This window comes from Nocardioides carbamazepini (assembly GCF_024614185.1).
GTDB classification, from domain to species: Bacteria; Actinomycetota; Actinomycetes; order Propionibacteriales; family Nocardioidaceae; genus Nocardioides; species Nocardioides carbamazepini.
In genome coordinates, this window is record NZ_JAHTLF010000013.1 from 398,928 (window position 1) to 415,483 (window position 16,556).

General features: G+C 72.6%; 15 protein-coding genes. 7 read left to right on the forward strand and 8 right to left on the reverse strand.

What is annotated here, in order from left to right; all coding sequences use genetic code 11:
- The first annotated feature begins 101 nt into the window (after nt 1-101).
- From KVF89_RS08825 to KVF89_RS08850, 6 genes are all read left to right on the forward strand, one after another.
- Nucleotides 102-2,009, forward strand: coding sequence for a hypothetical protein (locus KVF89_RS08825; RefSeq protein ID WP_257424957.1), 1,908 nt, complete (start codon nt 102-104; stop codon nt 2,007-2,009).
- Between the two features lie 89 nt (nt 2,010-2,098).
- On the forward strand, nt 2,099-2,980 hold the full coding sequence (locus KVF89_RS08830; RefSeq protein WP_257424963.1) for an EamA family transporter: 882 nt from the start codon (nt 2,099-2,101) through the stop codon (nt 2,978-2,980).
- Between the two features lie 65 nt (nt 2,981-3,045).
- On the forward strand, nt 3,046-3,264 hold the full coding sequence (locus KVF89_RS08835) for a hypothetical protein (RefSeq protein WP_257424965.1): 219 nt from the start codon (nt 3,046-3,048) through the stop codon (nt 3,262-3,264).
- Between the two features lie 41 nt (nt 3,265-3,305).
- On the forward strand, nt 3,306-4,241 hold the full coding sequence (locus KVF89_RS08840) for an alpha/beta fold hydrolase (RefSeq protein WP_257424967.1): 936 nt from the start codon (nt 3,306-3,308) through the stop codon (nt 4,239-4,241).
- Complete coding sequence (locus tag KVF89_RS08845; protein ID WP_257424968.1) at nt 4,238-5,413, forward strand: PQQ-dependent sugar dehydrogenase; 1,176 nt, start codon at nt 4,238-4,240, stop codon at nt 5,411-5,413. Before KVF89_RS08840 ends, KVF89_RS08845 begins: the two co-directional genes overlap by 4 nt.
- A gap of 118 nt (nt 5,414-5,531) precedes the next feature.
- Complete coding sequence (locus KVF89_RS08850) at nt 5,532-6,314, forward strand: hypothetical protein (protein WP_257424969.1); 783 nt, start codon at nt 5,532-5,534, stop codon at nt 6,312-6,314.
- Nucleotides 6,315-6,384: 70 nt separating this feature from the next.
- Here KVF89_RS08850 and KVF89_RS08855 read toward each other — a convergent pair whose 3' ends face one another.
- From KVF89_RS08855 to gatC, 8 genes are all read right to left on the reverse strand, one after another.
- Nucleotides 6,385-7,233 (reverse strand): ECF transporter S component, encoded by an 849-nt coding sequence (locus KVF89_RS08855; RefSeq protein ID WP_372497883.1) that lies wholly within the window; start codon nt 7,231-7,233, stop codon nt 6,385-6,387.
- Nucleotides 7,230-8,888, reverse strand: coding sequence for an ABC transporter ATP-binding protein (locus KVF89_RS08860; protein ID WP_257424970.1), 1,659 nt, complete (start codon nt 8,886-8,888; stop codon nt 7,230-7,232). The genes KVF89_RS08855 and KVF89_RS08860 overlap by 4 nt, the downstream gene beginning before the upstream one ends.
- Nucleotides 8,888-9,985: a CbiQ family ECF transporter T component gene (locus KVF89_RS08865; protein ID WP_257424971.1), complete on the reverse strand. Its 1,098-nt coding sequence runs from the start codon at nt 9,983-9,985 to the stop codon at nt 8,888-8,890. The genes KVF89_RS08860 and KVF89_RS08865 overlap by 1 nt, the downstream gene beginning before the upstream one ends.
- Nucleotides 9,986-10,002: 17 nt before the next feature.
- A complete protein-coding gene (locus KVF89_RS08870) occupies nt 10,003-10,890 on the reverse strand; it encodes a hypothetical protein (RefSeq protein WP_257424972.1) in 888 nt (295 codons plus the stop codon).
- Nucleotides 10,890-12,446 (reverse strand): prenyltransferase/squalene oxidase repeat-containing protein, encoded by a 1,557-nt coding sequence (locus KVF89_RS08875; protein ID WP_257424973.1) that lies wholly within the window; start codon nt 12,444-12,446, stop codon nt 10,890-10,892. The genes KVF89_RS08870 and KVF89_RS08875 overlap by 1 nt, the downstream gene beginning before the upstream one ends.
- 319 nt (nt 12,447-12,765) lie before the next feature.
- A complete protein-coding gene (gatB, locus tag KVF89_RS08880; RefSeq protein ID WP_257424975.1) occupies nt 12,766-14,259 on the reverse strand; it encodes an Asp-tRNA(Asn)/Glu-tRNA(Gln) amidotransferase subunit GatB in 1,494 nt (497 codons plus the stop codon).
- Nucleotides 14,256-15,785 carry an Asp-tRNA(Asn)/Glu-tRNA(Gln) amidotransferase subunit GatA gene (gatA, locus tag KVF89_RS08885; protein ID WP_257424976.1) on the reverse strand — a complete coding sequence of 510 codons (1,530 nt, stop codon included), beginning with the start codon at nt 15,783-15,785 and terminating at the stop codon, nt 14,256-14,258. The genes gatB and gatA overlap by 4 nt, the downstream gene beginning before the upstream one ends.
- Entirely contained in the window at nt 15,782-16,081 is a 300-nt protein-coding gene (gene gatC, locus KVF89_RS08890) for an Asp-tRNA(Asn)/Glu-tRNA(Gln) amidotransferase subunit GatC (protein ID WP_215814895.1), read from the reverse strand. The genes gatA and gatC overlap by 4 nt, the downstream gene beginning before the upstream one ends.
- 43 nt (nt 16,082-16,124) lie before the next feature.
- Between gatC and KVF89_RS08895 the strand changes: the two genes are divergently transcribed.
- Nucleotides 16,125-16,556 (forward strand): hypothetical protein, encoded by a 432-nt coding sequence (locus KVF89_RS08895; protein WP_257424980.1) that lies wholly within the window; start codon nt 16,125-16,127, stop codon nt 16,554-16,556.

The following is a 16,556-nucleotide window of genomic DNA, read 5'->3' on the forward strand; positions in this document are numbered from 1 at the left end:
GAGGTCTCCGGAAATCTGCAAGGTCCGCCGGGCCGGCCGCTCCTACCCCCGTCGAACAACGCAACCGGGCCCGGCGCCCGGCCTCCACGAAAGGCACCACGATGCGCACCCAGCTTCTCGGACTGACGACCGCGGCCCTCGCCGTCGGCACCCTCTCCCTCGGACTCGCCACCCCGGCCCAGGCCGTGGGCGGCATCGACGGCGGCAACATCAGCGGCTCCGGCAGCGTCCCCGACTCCGTGGACGTCGCCGCCTTCGGGTCCGGTGACGCCGTCGCCGCGTGGGCCCGGGAGGTCCCCGGTGGCACCAAGGTCTACGCCGCCGTCGCCAACGACGGCGTCTGGGGGGCGGCGAAGGCGGTCACGGCGGCCGCGGTCACCGATGCCCACGACGTCCACGTGGCCGCCAACGACCAGGGGGACGCCGTGGTCGTGTGGACCCAGACGCTGCTCGGTGAGGAGCGGGTACGCGGCTCGCGACCGCTCGCCAACGGCACCTGGGACGGCTCGGCCGCACTCAGCGGCGACTTCGACACGGTCCACAGCACAGACGTCGTCATGGACGGCGCCGGCCGGGTGCACGTCGCCTACGAGGCCGAGACCGACGGCGCCCACCGCGTGTCGGCCACCATGTGGGCCAAGGGCGCCACGCCCCAGTTCACCACCTTCGGAGCGCACACCTTCCGGCCGTCGATCGACGCCAACGCGGCCGGCGATGTCCTGATGTCGTACTTCACCGATGACAACGGCGACCAGGTCATGGTCACGCGACGCAACGCGAGCGTGGGCTGGCTCGGACCGAAGCCCGTCCTGTGGAACGGCGACCTGACCGAGGAGACCGTGGCGAGGCTCGCGGACGACGGCCGCGGAGCGGTCCTGGTCGGCGGCTGGGAGGACGCCGGTGCGCGAGCCGTCGTGACGCGGGTCGACGCCGCCGGTGGGCTCGGCGGCGGCGAGCTGGTCTCCCCCATCGGCGTCGGCACCGCCTTCCGGGACCTCTCGGTCAGCCCCAACGGGACGATGCAGGTCACCTGGACCGCCTTCGAGAACGGCACGACCTACGTCATCCGCGCCGCGGTGGCCAAGCCGAACCAGACCTTCGGCGCGGCCGGTGTCGCGGAGCCGAAGACGGTCACCAACCAGCGGCACCTCAGCCTGATCTCCGACCGTGGTGCCCAGGTGGTGGTCCACAACGACGCGGACCAGCTGACCCTGCGCCACCGGACCAACCCGATCCTGCTCTTCAACGAGTACGCCGCCGGCGCCACCGACGGTCCCTTCGCGGCCGACATGGACCGTGACGGCAACGTGGTGGCGGCCGGCATCGTGGAGAACGGCAACTCGTCGTACGTCGAAGCGGACTTCCTCGACGTCGCCGGTCCGAGCGCCCAGGTCACCGCACCCGGCACCCAGGTCGCCTCGCCCGGCTTCGACGTCGCGTGGAGCGTCACCGACTCCCTCTCCGGTGTGAAGAGCGCCGACGTCATGGTCCGCTCCGCCGCGTGGAACGGCGGCTTCGGCGCCCAGCAGGTCATCGCGAACAACGTCACGACCTCCTCGCAGCACTTCGCCGGCGACTTCGGCGGCACCTACTGCTTCGAGGCCCAGGGCGTCGACCAGGCCAACAACCTCGGTTTCCGCTCCGCCGAGCGCTGCACGACCGTTCCGCTCGACGACACCGCGCTGACCGGCAAGAAGTGGAAGCGCACCGCCCAGGCCGGGGCGTTCAACAACACCGCCACCACCGCCAAGAAGAAGGGCCGCAAGCTCGTCATCAGCGGCGTCCAGGCCCGCCACCTCGCGCTGATGGTGACCAACGCCAAGAAGGGCGGCAAGGTCAAGGTCTCCTGGAACGGCACGCTGCTGAAGAAGATCAGCCTCAAGGGCAAGGGCCGGGCCACCGTCTCGCTCGCCGACTTCGCCGGCGTGCAGGGCGGCACGCTCAAGATCAAGGTGATCAGCAAGGACGGCCGCAAGGTCACCATCGACGGGCTCGTCGCCGCCAAGTAGCCCACCGGCCCGCGAAGGGCGCGAACCGCCGATCCGATGGGGGGATCGGCGGTTCGTCGCGTCCCGAGGGCGGCACTAGTGTCGGGCGGGTGCACTCGACCTCCCGCCACGGCCCGCCACTGGGCCTGGCGATCGGCCTCGTCGTACTGGGGATCGGGTCGGTGCAGCTCGGCGCCGGGTTCGCGAAGCTCCTCTTCGACGACATCGCACCCAACGGCGTGGTGTGGCTGCGGCTGGCGACCAGCGCGCTGGTGCTCCTGCTGTGGGCGCGCCCCCGACTGCGGGGACGCAGCAGGGAGGACTGGCTGGTCGCGGCCCGGTACGGCGCCTGTCTCGGCGCGATGAACTGGGGCATCTACCAGTCCTTCTCCCGGATCCCGATCGGCGTCGCGGTGACGATCGAGTTCATCGGTCCCCTGGTGCTCGCGGCGATCGGCTTCCGCCGCCCCCGCGATCTCGGCTGGGTCGCGCTGGCGGCGCTCGGCGTGCTCCTGCTCGGCTTCGAGCGCGGTCACCTCGATCCCGTCGGCGTCGCGTACGCCGTCCTCGCCGGGGCGGCGTGGGCCGGCTACATCCTGTCCAGCGCGGCCACCGGTCGGCGTTGGGAGGGCATCGACGGTCTCGGCGTGGCCAGCCTCGTGGCCGTCGCGCTGCTGACGCCGCTGCTGCTGACCGTCGACACCGCCGACCTGGCCGACCAGCGAGTCCTCCTGCTCGGCGCGGCCGTCGGCCTCCTCAGCTCCGTGGTCCCCTACAGCGCCGAGCTCGCCGCCCTGCGCACCCTGCCGGCCGCGACCTTCGGCGTGCTGATGAGCCTGGAGCCCGCGGCGGCCGCCCTCGCGGGGCTCCTCGTCGTCGGCGAGGCGCTGGCGCCGGTGCAGTGGGTCGCGATCGGCTGCGTCGTCGTCGCCAGCGTGGGCGCGACCCGGGCCACCCGCGTGACGGTTCACCCAGATGTCACCCCGACGTGACCTGCTCCTCGACCGCCGGACGTAGCGTCGGGGCTCCCCCGTCCCCCATCCGGAGCCGACGCCCCATGGCACTGCCTCCCCCCGCGATGCCCCCGCCCCTCCGCCGTCTCGTCCACACCTGGTCCGTCGCACTGCAGCAGCGGGCTCGCCGCAACGCCATGGTCGCGCTCACCGCCTGCACCCAGCGCCGCGCCGAGCGCGAGGACGTCGAGGCCTTCCTCGCCGCCCGTGCCGACGCCCGCCGTACCCCGCTGCTGGAGGGCTCCGTCTCGCTGCACGCCTGAGCACCGCGCCGCTCGGACCGGCGTCCGGCAGAATCGACGCCATGTCGACCTCCGCTCCCCGGCCCGAGCAGCGTGTTCGGTCCGCGTCGATCGCCTTCCGCGACATCCTGTCCGACGACGGGACCCACGTCCGCGCCTGGACCAACGACCCGGACGGGACGATCGACGGTCCGACCGTCGTGCTCTGCAACGGGCTGGGCACGAACGCCCACCTGTGGCCGTGGCTACTCGATCCCGACTGCGGGGTGCGGGTGGTGTCGTGGAACCACCGCGGCGTCGGCGGGTCGGAGCGCCCGGCCGACCCGAAGCACGTCGAGATCGAGCACTTCGTCCAGGACGGGCTGTCCGTCATGGACCACTTCGGCATCGACAACGCGGTGCTCATGGGCTGGTCGATGGGCGTCAACACCGCCTTCGAGCTGACCTACCGCCATCCCGAGCGGGTCCGCGGCATCTTCGCGATGTGCGGCGTCCCGGGCGACACCTTCGCCACCATGCTCGGTCCCCTGCACCTGCCCCGTCTGTTGGCGCGGGCGGTCACGGTCAACGCCTGCCGCGTCGCCAAGCACACGGGCTGGGCGGTCAACCCCCTCGTCCGGCGGCTTCCGGTGAACGCCGCCACCGTCTCGCTGCTGGGACGCACCGGCTTCCTGTTCCGAGTCCCCGATCCCGAGGCCGCCGCGGTCGGGCTGCGGGAGTTCCTCACCACGCCGGTCGACTGGTACGCCCATCTCGCGATCAGCACCTCGAAGCACCCCCGGGTGCGGCTGAGCCGGATCGAGGTGCCGACCATGTTCGTCTCGGCGACCTGGGACATCCTGGCCGGTGCCCGCGACATGGCCGGCGCGTCCCGCCGCCTGGCCGAGAGCGGCAAGGAGAGCACGTACGTCGAGCTGCGCGGATCGCACTTCGTGCAGCTGGAGCAGCCCGAACGGGTCCACGGCCTGCTGCTCGAGTTCCTGGGGCGGCTCCCGTGAGGCGGCTCCCCCGTGTCACGGCGGCGCTCGCCGCGCTGGCGCTCCTGGCCGCGGGCTGCGGCCAGGGCGGCAATGTGAGCACCGTCGACGTGATGGGCACCGCCACCGCGGCACCGACCGGCTCCGTCGTCGACGGCGAGGTCATCTTCAGCATCGACGGCGTCCCGGACGTCGTCGCGACCGCCGCGACCGGGCTCGCGACCCCGTGGGGCCTCGACTTCCTGCCGGACGGGCGCGGGGTGGTCACCGAACGCGACAGCGGCCGAGTGCTGCTCGTCACGGCGCCGAAGGTTCCCGGCCACGGCAAGACCAGCGAGGAGGAGGGCGAGGTCGTCGAGGTCGGCCGGATCCCCGAGACCGCTCCCGGCGGGGAGGCCGGGCTGCTCGGGGTGGCGGTCTCGCCCGGCTTCGCCACCGACGGCCTCATCTACTTCTACGTCACCACCGACGAGGACAACCGCGTCGTGCGCGCGAAGCTCGACGGCGACGAGCTCGGTGCTACCGAGCCGGTCCTGACCGGCATCCCCGACGGCCTGCGGCACGACGGCGGCCGCCTGGCCTTCGGCCCCGACGGCTTCCTCTACGTCTCCACCGGCGAGATCGGCGACGAGCAGCTCGCGCGCGATCGCGAGTCGATGGCCGGGAAGATCCTCCGGATCACCGCCGACGGCGAGCCCGCACCCGGCAACCCGTTCGGCGACGCGGTGTGGTCCTGGGGCCATCGCAACGTGCAAGGCCTCGCCTTCGACGACCAGGGGCTGCTCTGGGCCTCGGAGTTCGGTGACAGCGAGGCCGACGAGCTCAACCGGATCGTGCCGGGCGAGGACTACGGCTGGCCGGTCGTGGAAGGCACCGGCGGTCCCGCGAAGTACGCCCAGCCGGAGCTGACCTGGCCGACCGACGAGGCGTCGCCCTCGGGCCTCGCCTACGCCGGCGGATATCTGTGGATGGCCGCCCTCAACGGCGAGCGGCTGTGGCGGATCAAGGTCGCCGACGGCCAGGTGAGCGACCCGACGGCGTTCTTCGCCGGGAAGGGCGGGACCGGCGACTACGGACGGCTGCGGACCGTGGTCCGCGCGCCCGACGGCCGGCTCTGGGTGACCACGAGCAACGAGGACGGCCGCGGCGACCCCGCCGCCGACGACGACCGGATCCTGCTCATCGAGCCGTAGCCCGGACAAGCAGGCGTTTACGCCGGGGCGGCCAGGGAAGGAGGTACTGCGTTCACCCCTGGCCGACTCGGGACCTCGCTCTCGCACGGTCGGTCTCTACCGTTGAAGGAGCTCCATCATGCGTAGGCTCGTCTCCGCTGGCGTCGTCGCGATCACCGCGGTCGCCCTCGCCACGCCGGCCCTGACGTCCACCGCCGCCGCGGCCACCAGCACCGATGGCTCGGTCGCTGCCGCCGATGTCGCGGCGCGGGCCAAGGCCGGCAACAAGATCAAGATCAAGAAGTCCGCCGACGGCGTGCAGCCCGGCATCAGCAGGCTGGTCCTCACCGCCACGAAGCTCCGCGGCTCGGGCAAGGTCAAGTTCACCGTGGTCGGCGACAACGGCGTGACCGTCAAGGGCAAGGCCAAGGCCAAGAAGGGCAAGGCCAAGTACACGGTGCCGGCCCTCGGCACCGGCCACTACAAGGTCAAGGCCAAGTTCAAGAAGCAGAAGGGCAAGACCAAGTTCGAGGTCTACGACTCGGCCCTGACCGTCAGCACCACCACGCTGACCTGTGACATCAGCACCCCGGCGAGCAGCACGCCGCTCTCCGGCAGCGTCAAGTACAAGGGCGGCCCCGCGACCAGCGGCTACGTCGACTTCTACCAGAACGGCAACGTCGCCGGCGGCTCGCAGTCGCCCTACTTCCTGGGCTTCGAGTCGTTCTACCCGGCCGGCTCCGGCCAGTTCAACGCCGGCACCGACTTCTGCCGCGAGGTCACCTCGGGCACGGGTCTCGCCGGAGGCAACCTGGCTCCGTTCGGCCCGGGCACCTACACCTTCCAGGCGTACTACACCAAGGACGCGGGCTACGACGACTACATCTCGTCGAACTTCCTGACGGTGACCGTCGTTCCCTGATCCACCAGCTCCACCCGTCCCACACCACCGGCGGCCCGGTCCCTCCGGGACCGGGCCGTCGGCGTTCGGCTCATCGCGGGGCGAGTGTCGGGTCGATCCGGGCCCGACGTGCCGCCCGGCGCAGGGTGACCAGCACGGCCGGGCCGAGCAGCACGATGGCGAGCGCATTGGTGATCGCCCGACCGGTGTCCCAACCGCCGGTGGAGGTCAGCAGCGTGTAGACCACGAAGTGATGCAGGTTGTCGAGGAGCGCCGCGCCCGGGACGTAGGAGATCTCGGTGGAGTCCTGCCCCGGGACCTGCACACCCGCCATGAACGGCCAGCCCTGGAGGTTCATCAGCAGGCCGTAGAGATACGCCGACACCACGCCGTACGCCGCGAGCAGGGCGATCTCGCCGCGACCGCGCACGCGGCGCGGCAGCAGGCCGGCGCCCATCCCGACCCAGGCGGCGACGAGCATCTGGAAGGGCAGCCACGGCCCGACCCCGGCCGTCATCAGGGCGGACGCGAACAGCGACGTGCATCCGAGCACGAACCCGAAGCCCGCGCCGAAGACCCGGCCGCCGAGGATCAGCAGGAAGAAGACCAGCTCCAGGCCCGCGGTGCCGGCGCTGGCCAGGCGCAGCACCGCGTTGACCGCGCTGAGGACGCCGAGCACCGCGAGCACCCGCGCATCCATCCCTCCCTCGCTCATCTCGGCGAGGACCACGCCGAGGATCACCGGCAGCAGGAGCAGGAAGAGGAACGGCGGATCGACCCGCTCGGCGTCGGGTGAGACGTCGAGGAGCAGCGGCCAGGCCAGCATGAGCAGGCCGATCACCGAGGTGATCGCCAGCACCGCCCCCGATCGCAGCCGGAGGGGCACGGCGACCGGTCGGCGCCGGTCGGTGTGCCCGCCCCGGCCGGTGTGCCCGCTCACGGCGTGACGCCCGCGGACCCGGCGGCCAGTCGCTCGGCCACGTCGTCGACGCCCAGCCAGCCGGCGCCGAGCACCTTGGTGACCTGCGGGGCGAAGGCGGGCGACTCCGAGACGCCCCGGGCGACCGGACCCGCGGAGACGACCTCGCCCTCGGCCAGGACCACGAGGTCGTCGGCGACCTGCGCGACGAACTCGACGTCGTGGGTGGCGACGAGCACCGCGCGCCGTGCACCGGGCTCGCGCGCGAGCTCGCGGAGCAGGCCCGCGAGGGCCCGCTTGGCCGGGTAGTCGAGACCTCGGGTCGGCTCGTCGAGCAGCAGGACGGGCGGACGCGCCGTCAGCACGATCGCCACGGCCAGCGCCAGCCGCTGGCCCTCGGAGAGGTCGCGCGGGTGGTGGTCGGGGTCGATGCCGGGCGCGAGGCGCTCGAGCAGGCCGCGGCAGGCCCCCGGGTCCGCCCCGGCCGACAGATCGGCGGCGGCGCACTCCGCGGCGACGGTCTCGAGGTAGAGCAGGTCCGCCGGGCTCTGCGGCACCAGCCCCGTGGTGGACCTCCGCTCCTCCGGGCGCAGGCTCGACGGATCGGCCCCCACCACCCGGACCGTGCCGGACCCAGCCTCGTGACGGCCCTGGAGGGCCCACAGCAGCGTGGACTTCCCCGCACCGTTGCGCCCCATCAGGGCGGTGACCGTGCCGGGGCTGAGCGCGAGGTCGACCTCCCGCAGCACCGGCGTCCGGCCGTGGGCGAGCACCAGCCGTCGTACCTCGACGATCGGCTCGGCGGAAGCCGGTCGCTCCCGGTGCGGCGGGCCCCCCAACCGGGCCGTCAGCTCGGGTGCCTGCCGCCGGGCGTCGCGGACCGTGAGCGGCAGCGGCTCCCAGCCGGCCAGCCGGCCCAGCTCGACGATCGGCGGAGCGATCGGGGCGTCGCGGAGGACCTCGGCCGGGTCCCCCACCCGGACCGTGCCGGGCCGCGCGGGATCGCCACCGAGCAGGCAGAGTCGGTCGGCGAACGGCACCACGCGCTCGAGACGGTGCTCGGCGACCAGGACCGAGACACCGAGGTCGTGGACCAGCCGGGTGAGCGTGGCCAGCACGTCCTCCGCGGCCGTCGGGTCGAGCGCCGAGGTGGGCTCGTCGAGCACGAGCAGTCGCGGGTGGACCGTCAGTACGGCGCCGATCGCGACCCGCTGCTGCTGCCCGCCCGAGAGGGTGCGCAGGTCCCGGTACCTCAGCTCGGCGATACCGAGCAGGTCGAGGGTCTCCTCCACCCGGCGGCGCATCGTCGTCGCCGGCAGCCCGAGCTGCTCCATGCCGAACGCCAGCTCCTCCTCCACGGTGTCGGTGACGAACCAGGCGGCGGGGTTCTGGCCGACGTACCCGATGGCGTGGGCGCGCTCCCGCGCCGGCCGCTCGATGATGCTGACGCCGTCGAGCAGGACGTCGCCGGTCAGCGTGCCCCCCGTGTAGGACGGCACCAGGCCCGCGACGACGCCGAGCAGCGTGGACTTCCCGACCCCGGTGGGTCCGGCGAGGACGACGAGCTCTCCGTCGGACACGGTGAGGTCGATCCCGTCGAGGACGGTGGTCGGCCGGCTCCCGTCGGGGTGGTCGGCAGCGTCGTAGGTGAGCGTGATCCCGCGCAGCTCGAGCATCAGGCGAGGGCCTCCTCGCGGCGCTGGGCGGTCACGGGGAGCGGGGCCGCCCAGACAGGGAGCACGGCGACGAGGGCGGCGGCGAGGGCCGGCAGGGTGACCTCGGGGACGACGAGGACGCCGGGGTGGGCGACCTGCGGGTCCCATCGCCACACGCCCCACATGCCCGCACCTGCGGCGATCCCGGAGGCGGCGACGACGATCTCGGGCAACCGCCAACGGTCGGGGCGGTAGCGGGTGCGCTGCACCCGCCGGCCGGCGAGGGCGAAGCCACCGAGCGCGACGAGCGTCCCGACGGCGAGCATCGGGAGCGCGAGGATGCGCGGCGCGGTGCTGTCGAGGAAGGCGTAGACGCCGACACAGACGCCCAGCAGGCCCGCGATGATCAGGGCACCGGTGCCGCGGCGCTGGGCCGCGGTCAGCTCCCCGGTGCGGCCGTACCCGCGGGCATCCATCCCGGCGGCCAGGGCGAGCGAGCGGTCGAAGGAGTCCTCCAGGATCGGCACCAGGAGTCGTCGTACGCCGCGGAGCCGGCGGAACCGGCCCTGCGGTCCACCGCGCAGCTGCTGCGCCGCCCGCACCCGGCGGGCGCTGTCGGCGAGCTGCGGCACGACGCTGATGGCGACCGTCATCGCCGTGCCGATCTCGTAGAGGGCCGGCGGCAGGGACTTCATCAGCCGCTTGGGGTTGGCCAGGGCGTTGGCGGCGCCGACCGCGATGAGGAGAGTGGCCAGGCGCAGACCCTCGTACGCCGCGGCGAGCAGCTCCTCGCGCGTGAACGGGCCGAGCAGCGAGATGCCCGCCGCCCAGTCCGGCAGCGGGATCGCCGGCAGGGTGAAGAGGACCTGGCCCGGGACGTCCCCGCCGAGCAGGATCCGGAACAGGATCCGCACCGCGATCACGACCACGCCGAGCCACACGTAGAGGCGGAACGAGCGTGCCCACGGCTGGTCGGAGCGACAGGTCAGCACGACGAGCGTGATCACCCCGAGCAGGACGAGCAGCAGGAGCGGGTTGGTCGTGCAGGACGCGGCCACCGCGAGCCCGACCGCCCACGTCCACCAGGCCACGGGGTGCAGGTCCCGCGCCAGCCTCATCGCCCCGCCCGCATCGGTCAGGTCCTGCGACGGCGGAGGACGGGGACGGCTGCCGCCGCGCCCAGCACGACGACGACGAGGCCGATGCCCAACCAGGCCGGGAACCCGCCGTCGTCCGTCTTCCGGTCCGTGTCGGCGGAGGTCGCCTCGGGGCCGTCGGTGATCTCGTCGATGGAGGGCAGGCCCGTGGTCGAGGTCTGGCTCGGCGCGTCCGTCGGCACGTCCGTCGGCACCGCGGAGGCGGCCTCGGTCGGCGTGGGTGACGTGCTCGGAGTCGGGGTCGCGCTGTCCGTCGGTGTCGGCGACGCGGAGGTCGCGCTCGCCGACGGTGCCGGCTTGGGCGTGGGCTTCTTGGTGGCGGACGGCTTCTTCTTGTCGCCGCTGCCGGTCCCGCCCGCCGCGGACGGCGCCGGCGAGGGCGTGGGCTCCACGATCCGCGGCGTCGGCGCCACGTCGGGCGGGGTGGCCCGGCCACCGCCCTGGTGCCACGCGAACGCGAGATATCCGCCGTCCGGGACCCGGAGGCCGCCGACGCCGCGGGCGGCGTACGTCCAGGTCCCCGACACCCCGTCGGACCACCACAGGCTCCAGTAGGCGTCGGTCTCCGTGCAGTCGCCGTTGGACGGGTTGCCGTTGACCTTGCACACGAAGCCGTTCATGCCGGCCGCCTGGCTGTACTCGATCGTGTAGCCGGCGTCCGCGAAGTTGCCGGCGGCGGTGCCACCACCGTCCGCGTCACAGCCGGCGCTGATGCCGGCGCCGAGCTGGTTGGAGTCGACGACGACCGTGATGCCCGTGGCGCCCCCGCAGGCGGCGGCCGATGCGGTGCCCGGGGGGAGCAGCACGGCGGTGGCCGCGACGAGGATCGTCGCGGCCACCGCGCGCAGAGAGCTGCCGAGGGTCATCAGACGACCCGGGTCGTGGCCTTGCCCTTGCGGTCGGGGAACGCACCGACCACCTTGACCTTGGCCTTGCCCTTCTTCTTCACCTTCACCTTGACCTTCGCGACGCCCGCGGCGTCGGCCGTGCCGGTCGCGGTCTTCTTGCCGACCGTGACGGTGACCGACTCGCCGGCCGCGAGGCCCTTGACCTTGATCGTGGCCTTCTTCTTGGCCTTGAGCGTGGCGGCGACCTTGACCTTGAGCTTCGTGGCGTCGAGGGCCTTGAGGGTCGTGGTGGTGGAGCCCCCGGGATAGCTCAGAGTGAGGGTGTGGCTCCCGGTACCGGCGGGGACGAGCACCGTCGCGGAGCTGGACCCAACGAGCCACTGGCGAGCGCCGACACCGGTGAGGCAGGACGTCAGACCCGGACGCAGGCCGGCGACGTCGACCTTCACGGACGTGCCGGCGTGGACGTAGCCGGTCGGGCCGGTGACGGTGCCTGTCGCTCCGGGACGCTGGGGGAGGTACGTCAGACCGGCCAGGGCCTGGGCACCGGCGATGACCCAGGTCTGCTGATCGGTCGGGACGATGCCGAAGCGGATCGCGTCCTCGATGGTCTGGTCGTCGTAGCCGAGGGCGCCGGACTCGCCGGCTGCGGGGGCACCGCCGCACGCAGGACTGTCGACGAGCTGGTGGTCGGCAACCCAGGCTGCCGCCGCCTCTGCCTCGGCGGTCTCGCCGGCTTCGCCGAGCGCCCACGCCGCCAGGCCGGAGCCGTTGGCCTCGCTGGTGGAGCCATTGTTGTTGACGCCCCAGTCGCCGAAGCCGCCGTCGGCGCGCTGGTTGGCCTTCAACCAGGCCACCGCGTCCCACACCGCGAACTGCGCGTCGGGGTTGAGGCTGGCCTGTGGCAGCAGCGCGTGCACGACATAGGCCGTCCCGTCGACCGCGGAGGTGCAGACACCACCGAACTCGTAGCCCCAGCCGGCCGTGCCGCAACGCTGATCGTCGATCAGGTACTCGGCCGCCTCGTCCGCCTTGGAGCTGCCCAGATCGAACAGCGTGCGGACCGCCCAGACTTGCCCGTAGACGTCACCGTTGGGGCTCGTGCCGAGCCTGCCCTCCGCGTCAACGCTGTCTTCCAGACGCTCGGCCAGGTTGATGCCCTCGACGACCATCGAGTCGTAGCCGGCCTCGTTGTAGAACGCCGCGGCCTTGGCCACGGCGCTGGACTTGGTCGCGTCGTAGGTGGCCCCCACGTAGTCCTCGAGGTGGGTCCCGACCGCCTCGGCGATGGCGGTCACCCGGTCGGAGTCCGGGTCCGTCGCAAGCAGGCTCAGTCCGAAGTCGAGCGTGGTGCCGATATCGGTCACCTCGGTGCCCGAGAACGGATCGAGATAGCTGAAGACGCCTGTCTCGTCGAGCTGGTCAGCGAGCCAACCGGCAGCGGCGGCGGCCTCGGCGTTGGCCGGCGCCGCATGGGCGGACGGAGCGGGAGCGACGGCCATCAGGCCGCCGGCGACGACGGCACCTCCGGCGACGGCGGCGACCGTGCGGCGTACGAGGGAACGAGTGGACATGTGGGGCCTTCCCGCTGCAGACGGCGGGCGGGCCCAGATCTCCTGTGCCGCTGACCCGCTGCTCTTCCACGACAGCGTTGTGTCAGGACGCGCCGCGACAGGTGCTCCGGCTCACCGCTCCCCAGGGGGCGGTCCACGGTTGCGGGTCAGCGCCGGGATTCGACCGGCTTCCCCCACCACGGGCGTATTTGATGTGTCACCCGAGTCTAGCCTCGGGCGTCGGGCTCGCCGTCATCGGGAAGAGCCTCCAGCCCGATCAGAGCGGGCGCAGCGGAGTCTCGGATCGAAACCGGTCGCTGCTGCCCGCTCCGCCGAGGTCTCAGGCGAGCTTCTCGAGCACCAGCTCGCGCACTCGGCCGGCATCGGCCTGGCCCCGCATCTCCTTCATGACCGCGCCGATCAGCGCGCCGGCCGCGGCAACCTTGCCGTCGCGGATCTTGTCGGCGATGTCCGGGTTCTCGGCGATGGCCTTGTCGACGGCCGCCGACAGGGCACCCTCGTCGGAGACCACGGCGAGCCCGCGGGCGGCGATGATCTCCTCGGGGGTGCCCTCGCCGGCGAGCAGACCGTCGAAGACCTGGCGGGCCAGCTTGTCGTTGATCGTCTTGGCGTCGACCAGCGCCTGCACCGCGGCGACCTGGGCCGGGATGACGGCGAGCTCGGCGAGCTCGACACCGGCGTCGTTGGCGCGCCGGGTGAGTTCGGTGAGCCACCACTTGCGGGCGGCCTGCGGGGCGGCGCCGGCGGCCACGGTCTCCTCGACCAGGGCGAGCGCACCCGCACCGATCGTGTCCCGCATGTCGAGGTCGGTGAAGCCCCACTCCTCCTGCAGCCGGGCCCGCTTCGCGGCAGGGTTCTCCGGCAGGGTGGCACGCAGCTCCTCGACCCACTCGCGGCTCGGGGCGACCGGCACCAGGTCCGGCTCGGGGAAGTAGCGATAGTCCTCGGCGTCGGACTTCTCGCGGCCCGACGAGGTGGTCCCGTCGTTCTCGTGGAAGTGGCGGGTCTCCTGGAGGACCGACCCACCGGCGTCGAGGATCCCGGCGTGCCGGGACATCTCGAACCGGACCGCGCGCTCGACCGAGCGCAGCGAGTTGACGTTCTTGGTCTCCGACCGCGTGCCGAGGACGCCGGAGCCCTTCGGCGCCAACGACAGGTTCACGTCGGCGCGGATCGAACCCTGGTCCATCCGGGCGTCGGAGACACCGAGCGCGACGATCAGGTCACGGATCGCGGACACGTAGGCCTTGGCGACCAGCGGCGCCTTCTCCCCCGTGCCGAGGATCGGCTTGGTGACGATCTCGATCAGGGGGATGCCGGCCCGGTTGTAGTCGACCAACGAGTAGTCGGCGCCGTGGATCCGGCCGTCGGTTCCACCGACGTGGGACGACTTGCCGGTGTCCTCCTCCATGTGCGCGCGCTCGATCTCGATGCGGAAGGTCTCGCCCTCCACCTCCACGTCGAGGTAGCCCTCGAACGCGATCGGCTCGTCGTACTGGGAGGTCTGGAAGTTCTTCGGCATGTCCGGGTAGAAGTAGTTCTTCCGGGCGAAGCGGCACCACTCGGCGATGTCGCAGTTGAGCGCGAGGCCGATCCGGATGGCCGACTCCACGGCCTTGCCGTTGACGACCGGCATCGCGCCCGGCAGGCCCAGGCAGGTCGGGCAGACCTGCGTGTTGGGCTCGCCGCCGAAGGAGGCGGGGCAGCCGCAGAACATCTTGGTGTTGGTGTTGAGCTCGACGTGGATCTCCAGGCCGAGCGCGGGGTCGTACGACGCGACGACGTCGTCGAACGGGACGAGCATGTCGGTCATCGGGGGCCCTCCAGGGTCGGAGCCTTCGCAAGGATGGGGCCACCCCAGCGATCGGTCAGGGCGGCCTCGACAGCTGCGCCGACGCGGTAGAGCCGGTCGTCGGCGAGGGCCGGTGCCAGCACCTGGAAGCCGACCGGCAGGCCGTCCTCGTCCGCGAGGCCGGCGGGGACCGAGATGCCGGGTACGCCGGCCAGGTTGGCCGGGATCGTGGCGAGGTCCTGCAGGTACATCGCCAGCGGGTCGTCCAGCTTCTCCCCCAGCGGGAACGCCGTCGTGGGCGACGTCGGCGAGACCAGCACGTCGACGCCCTCGAACGCGGCCGCGAAGTCGCGCGAGATGAGCGTGCGGACCTTCTGCGCCTGGCCGTAGTAGGCGTCGTAGTAGCCGCTCGACAGGGCGTAGGTGCCGATCATGATGCGGCGCTTGACCTCGTCGCCGAAGCCGGCGTCGCGGGTGGCCTTCATGACCGCCTCGGCGCTCGGGTCGCCATCAGGTACGACGCGCAGGCCGTACCTCATCGCGTCGAACTTGGCGAGGTTCGAGGAGCACTCGGCCGGGAGGATCAGGTAGTAGGTCGCCATCGCGTGCACGAAGGTCGGGCACGACACCTCGGTGACCTCGGCACCCAGCTCCGTGAGCAGGTCGACGGTCTCGGCGAACCGCTGCATGACGCCGGGCTGCCAGCCCTCACCGGCGAGCTCCTTGATCACGCCGACCTTGAGGCCCTTCAGGTCACCGGTGGCGCCCTGGCGCGCAGCGGCGACGAAGCCGTCGACCGGGGCGTCGACCGACGTCGAGTCGAGCGGGTCGTGCCCGCCGATCAGCTCGTGCAGCAACGCCGAGTCCAGCACGGTCCGGGTGACCGGGCCCACCTGGTCGAGGCTGTTGGCGAGCGCGACCAGGCCGTAGCGCGAGACACCGCCGTAGGTCGGCTTCACGCCCACCGTGCCGGTGACGGCACCGGGCTGGCGGATCGAGCCGCCGGTGTCGGTGCCGAGGGCCAGCGGCGCCTCGAAGGCCGCCACCGCCGCGGCCGAGCCGCCACCGGAGCCGCCCGGGATCCGGGTCTGGTCCCACGGGTTGCGGGTCGGTCCGTACGCCGAGTGCTCGGTCGAGGAGCCCATGGCGAACTCGTCCATGTTGGTCTTGCCGAGGATCGGCAGACCGGCGTCCTTGATCCGGCGCACTACCGTCGCGTCGTACGGCGGCACCCAGCCCTCGAGGATCTTGGAGCCGCACGTCGTGGGCAGCCCCTGCGTGGCGAGGACGTCCTTGACCGCGATCGGGACGCCGTCGAGCAGGTGCCGCGCCCGACCCGCCGTGCGCCGCGCGTCGGACTCCGCCGCCTGGGTGAGCGCGCCCTCGGCGTCGACGTGCAGGAAGGCATGCACGCCGGACTCGGCCGTGCCGTCGACTTCCAGGATCCGGTCCAGGTGCGCCCGGGTGACCTCGACGGAGGTGGTCTCGCCCGCGGCCAGCGCGTCGGCCAGCTCGGCGGCGGTCTTCTTGATCAGCTCGTCGCTCACTGCTCGTCCCCCAGGATCCGCGGGACCCGGAACCGCTGCTCCTCGGCCTCCGGCGCGCCGGACAGCGCCTGCTCGGCGGTCAGGCCGGGCACGACCACGTCCTCGCGGAAGACGTTGGTGAGCGGGATCGGGTGCGAGGTCGGCGGCACGTCGTCGCCGGCCACCCCGCTGATGGACGCGACCGCCTCGAGGATCACGTTGAGCTGGGGCGCAAGGTGGTCCAGCTCGGCGTCGTCGAGGTCGATCCGGGCGAGATCGGCCAGGTGGGCCACCTCGTCGCGGGTGAGTTGAGACATGCCGGCGATTCTAGGTCCCGGGGCGGTCCCTAGAATCCGCCGGGTGCACGCCCTCGCTCCCGTTCCGCGCCGCCTCCCGCAGCGCGTGGTCGTCGCCGGCGCCCCGGGGGAGCAGCTGACGGCCTTCCTGACGCGGCTCGCGGCGGCGCTCGACGTCCCCCTGGTTCCGCTCACGGACCTGTCCGGTCCTGCCGAGCTGGCCGCGCTCGCGGCGTTCGACGGCTGGGTGACGACCGCCGACGAGGAGTGGGCGCGCCCCGCGCTCCTGGCGCGGGCGGAGGTGCTCCTCCAGGTCGAGCTGGAGGCGGCCGGCTTCGCCGGTCGGGTACGACGCACGCTGCGCCGGATCCGATCCGACGTGCGCCCACCCGACCTGGGCTGGGTCGGCACGGCGACGCTCGAGCATCCTGGTCTGGACGTCGTCCTGCTGCCGGACCCGGACAGCGCCGAGAGCTGGCTGCGGGCGAACGCCTGA

Excerpts from the sequence above, each read along its gene's own strand:
- KVF89_RS08825 (WP_257424957.1), top strand. The coding sequence starts at position 102 with ATGCGCACCCAGCTTCTCGGACTGACGACCGCGGCCCTCGCCGTCGGC.
- KVF89_RS08835 (WP_257424965.1), top strand. The coding sequence starts at position 3,046 with ATGGCACTGCCTCCCCCCGCGATGCCCCCGCCCCTCCGCCGTCTCGTC.
- KVF89_RS08840 (WP_257424967.1), top strand. The coding sequence starts at position 3,306 with ATGTCGACCTCCGCTCCCCGGCCCGAGCAGCGTGTTCGGTCCGCGTCG.
- KVF89_RS08850 (WP_257424969.1), top strand. The coding sequence starts at position 5,532 with ATGCGTAGGCTCGTCTCCGCTGGCGTCGTCGCGATCACCGCGGTCGCC.
- KVF89_RS08860 (WP_257424970.1), bottom strand. The coding sequence starts at position 8,888 with ATGCTCGAGCTGCGCGGGATCACGCTCACCTACGACGCTGCCGACCAC.
- KVF89_RS08865 (WP_257424971.1), bottom strand. The coding sequence starts at position 9,985 with ATGAGGCTGGCGCGGGACCTGCACCCCGTGGCCTGGTGGACGTGGGCG.
- KVF89_RS08870 (WP_257424972.1), bottom strand. The coding sequence starts at position 10,890 with ATGACCCTCGGCAGCTCTCTGCGCGCGGTGGCCGCGACGATCCTCGTC.
- KVF89_RS08875 (WP_257424973.1), bottom strand. The coding sequence starts at position 12,446 with ATGTCCACTCGTTCCCTCGTACGCCGCACGGTCGCCGCCGTCGCCGGA.
- gatB (WP_257424975.1), bottom strand. The coding sequence starts at position 14,259 with ATGACCGACATGCTCGTCCCGTTCGACGACGTCGTCGCGTCGTACGAC.
- gatC (WP_215814895.1), bottom strand. The coding sequence starts at position 16,081 with ATGTCTCAACTCACCCGCGACGAGGTGGCCCACCTGGCCGATCTCGCC.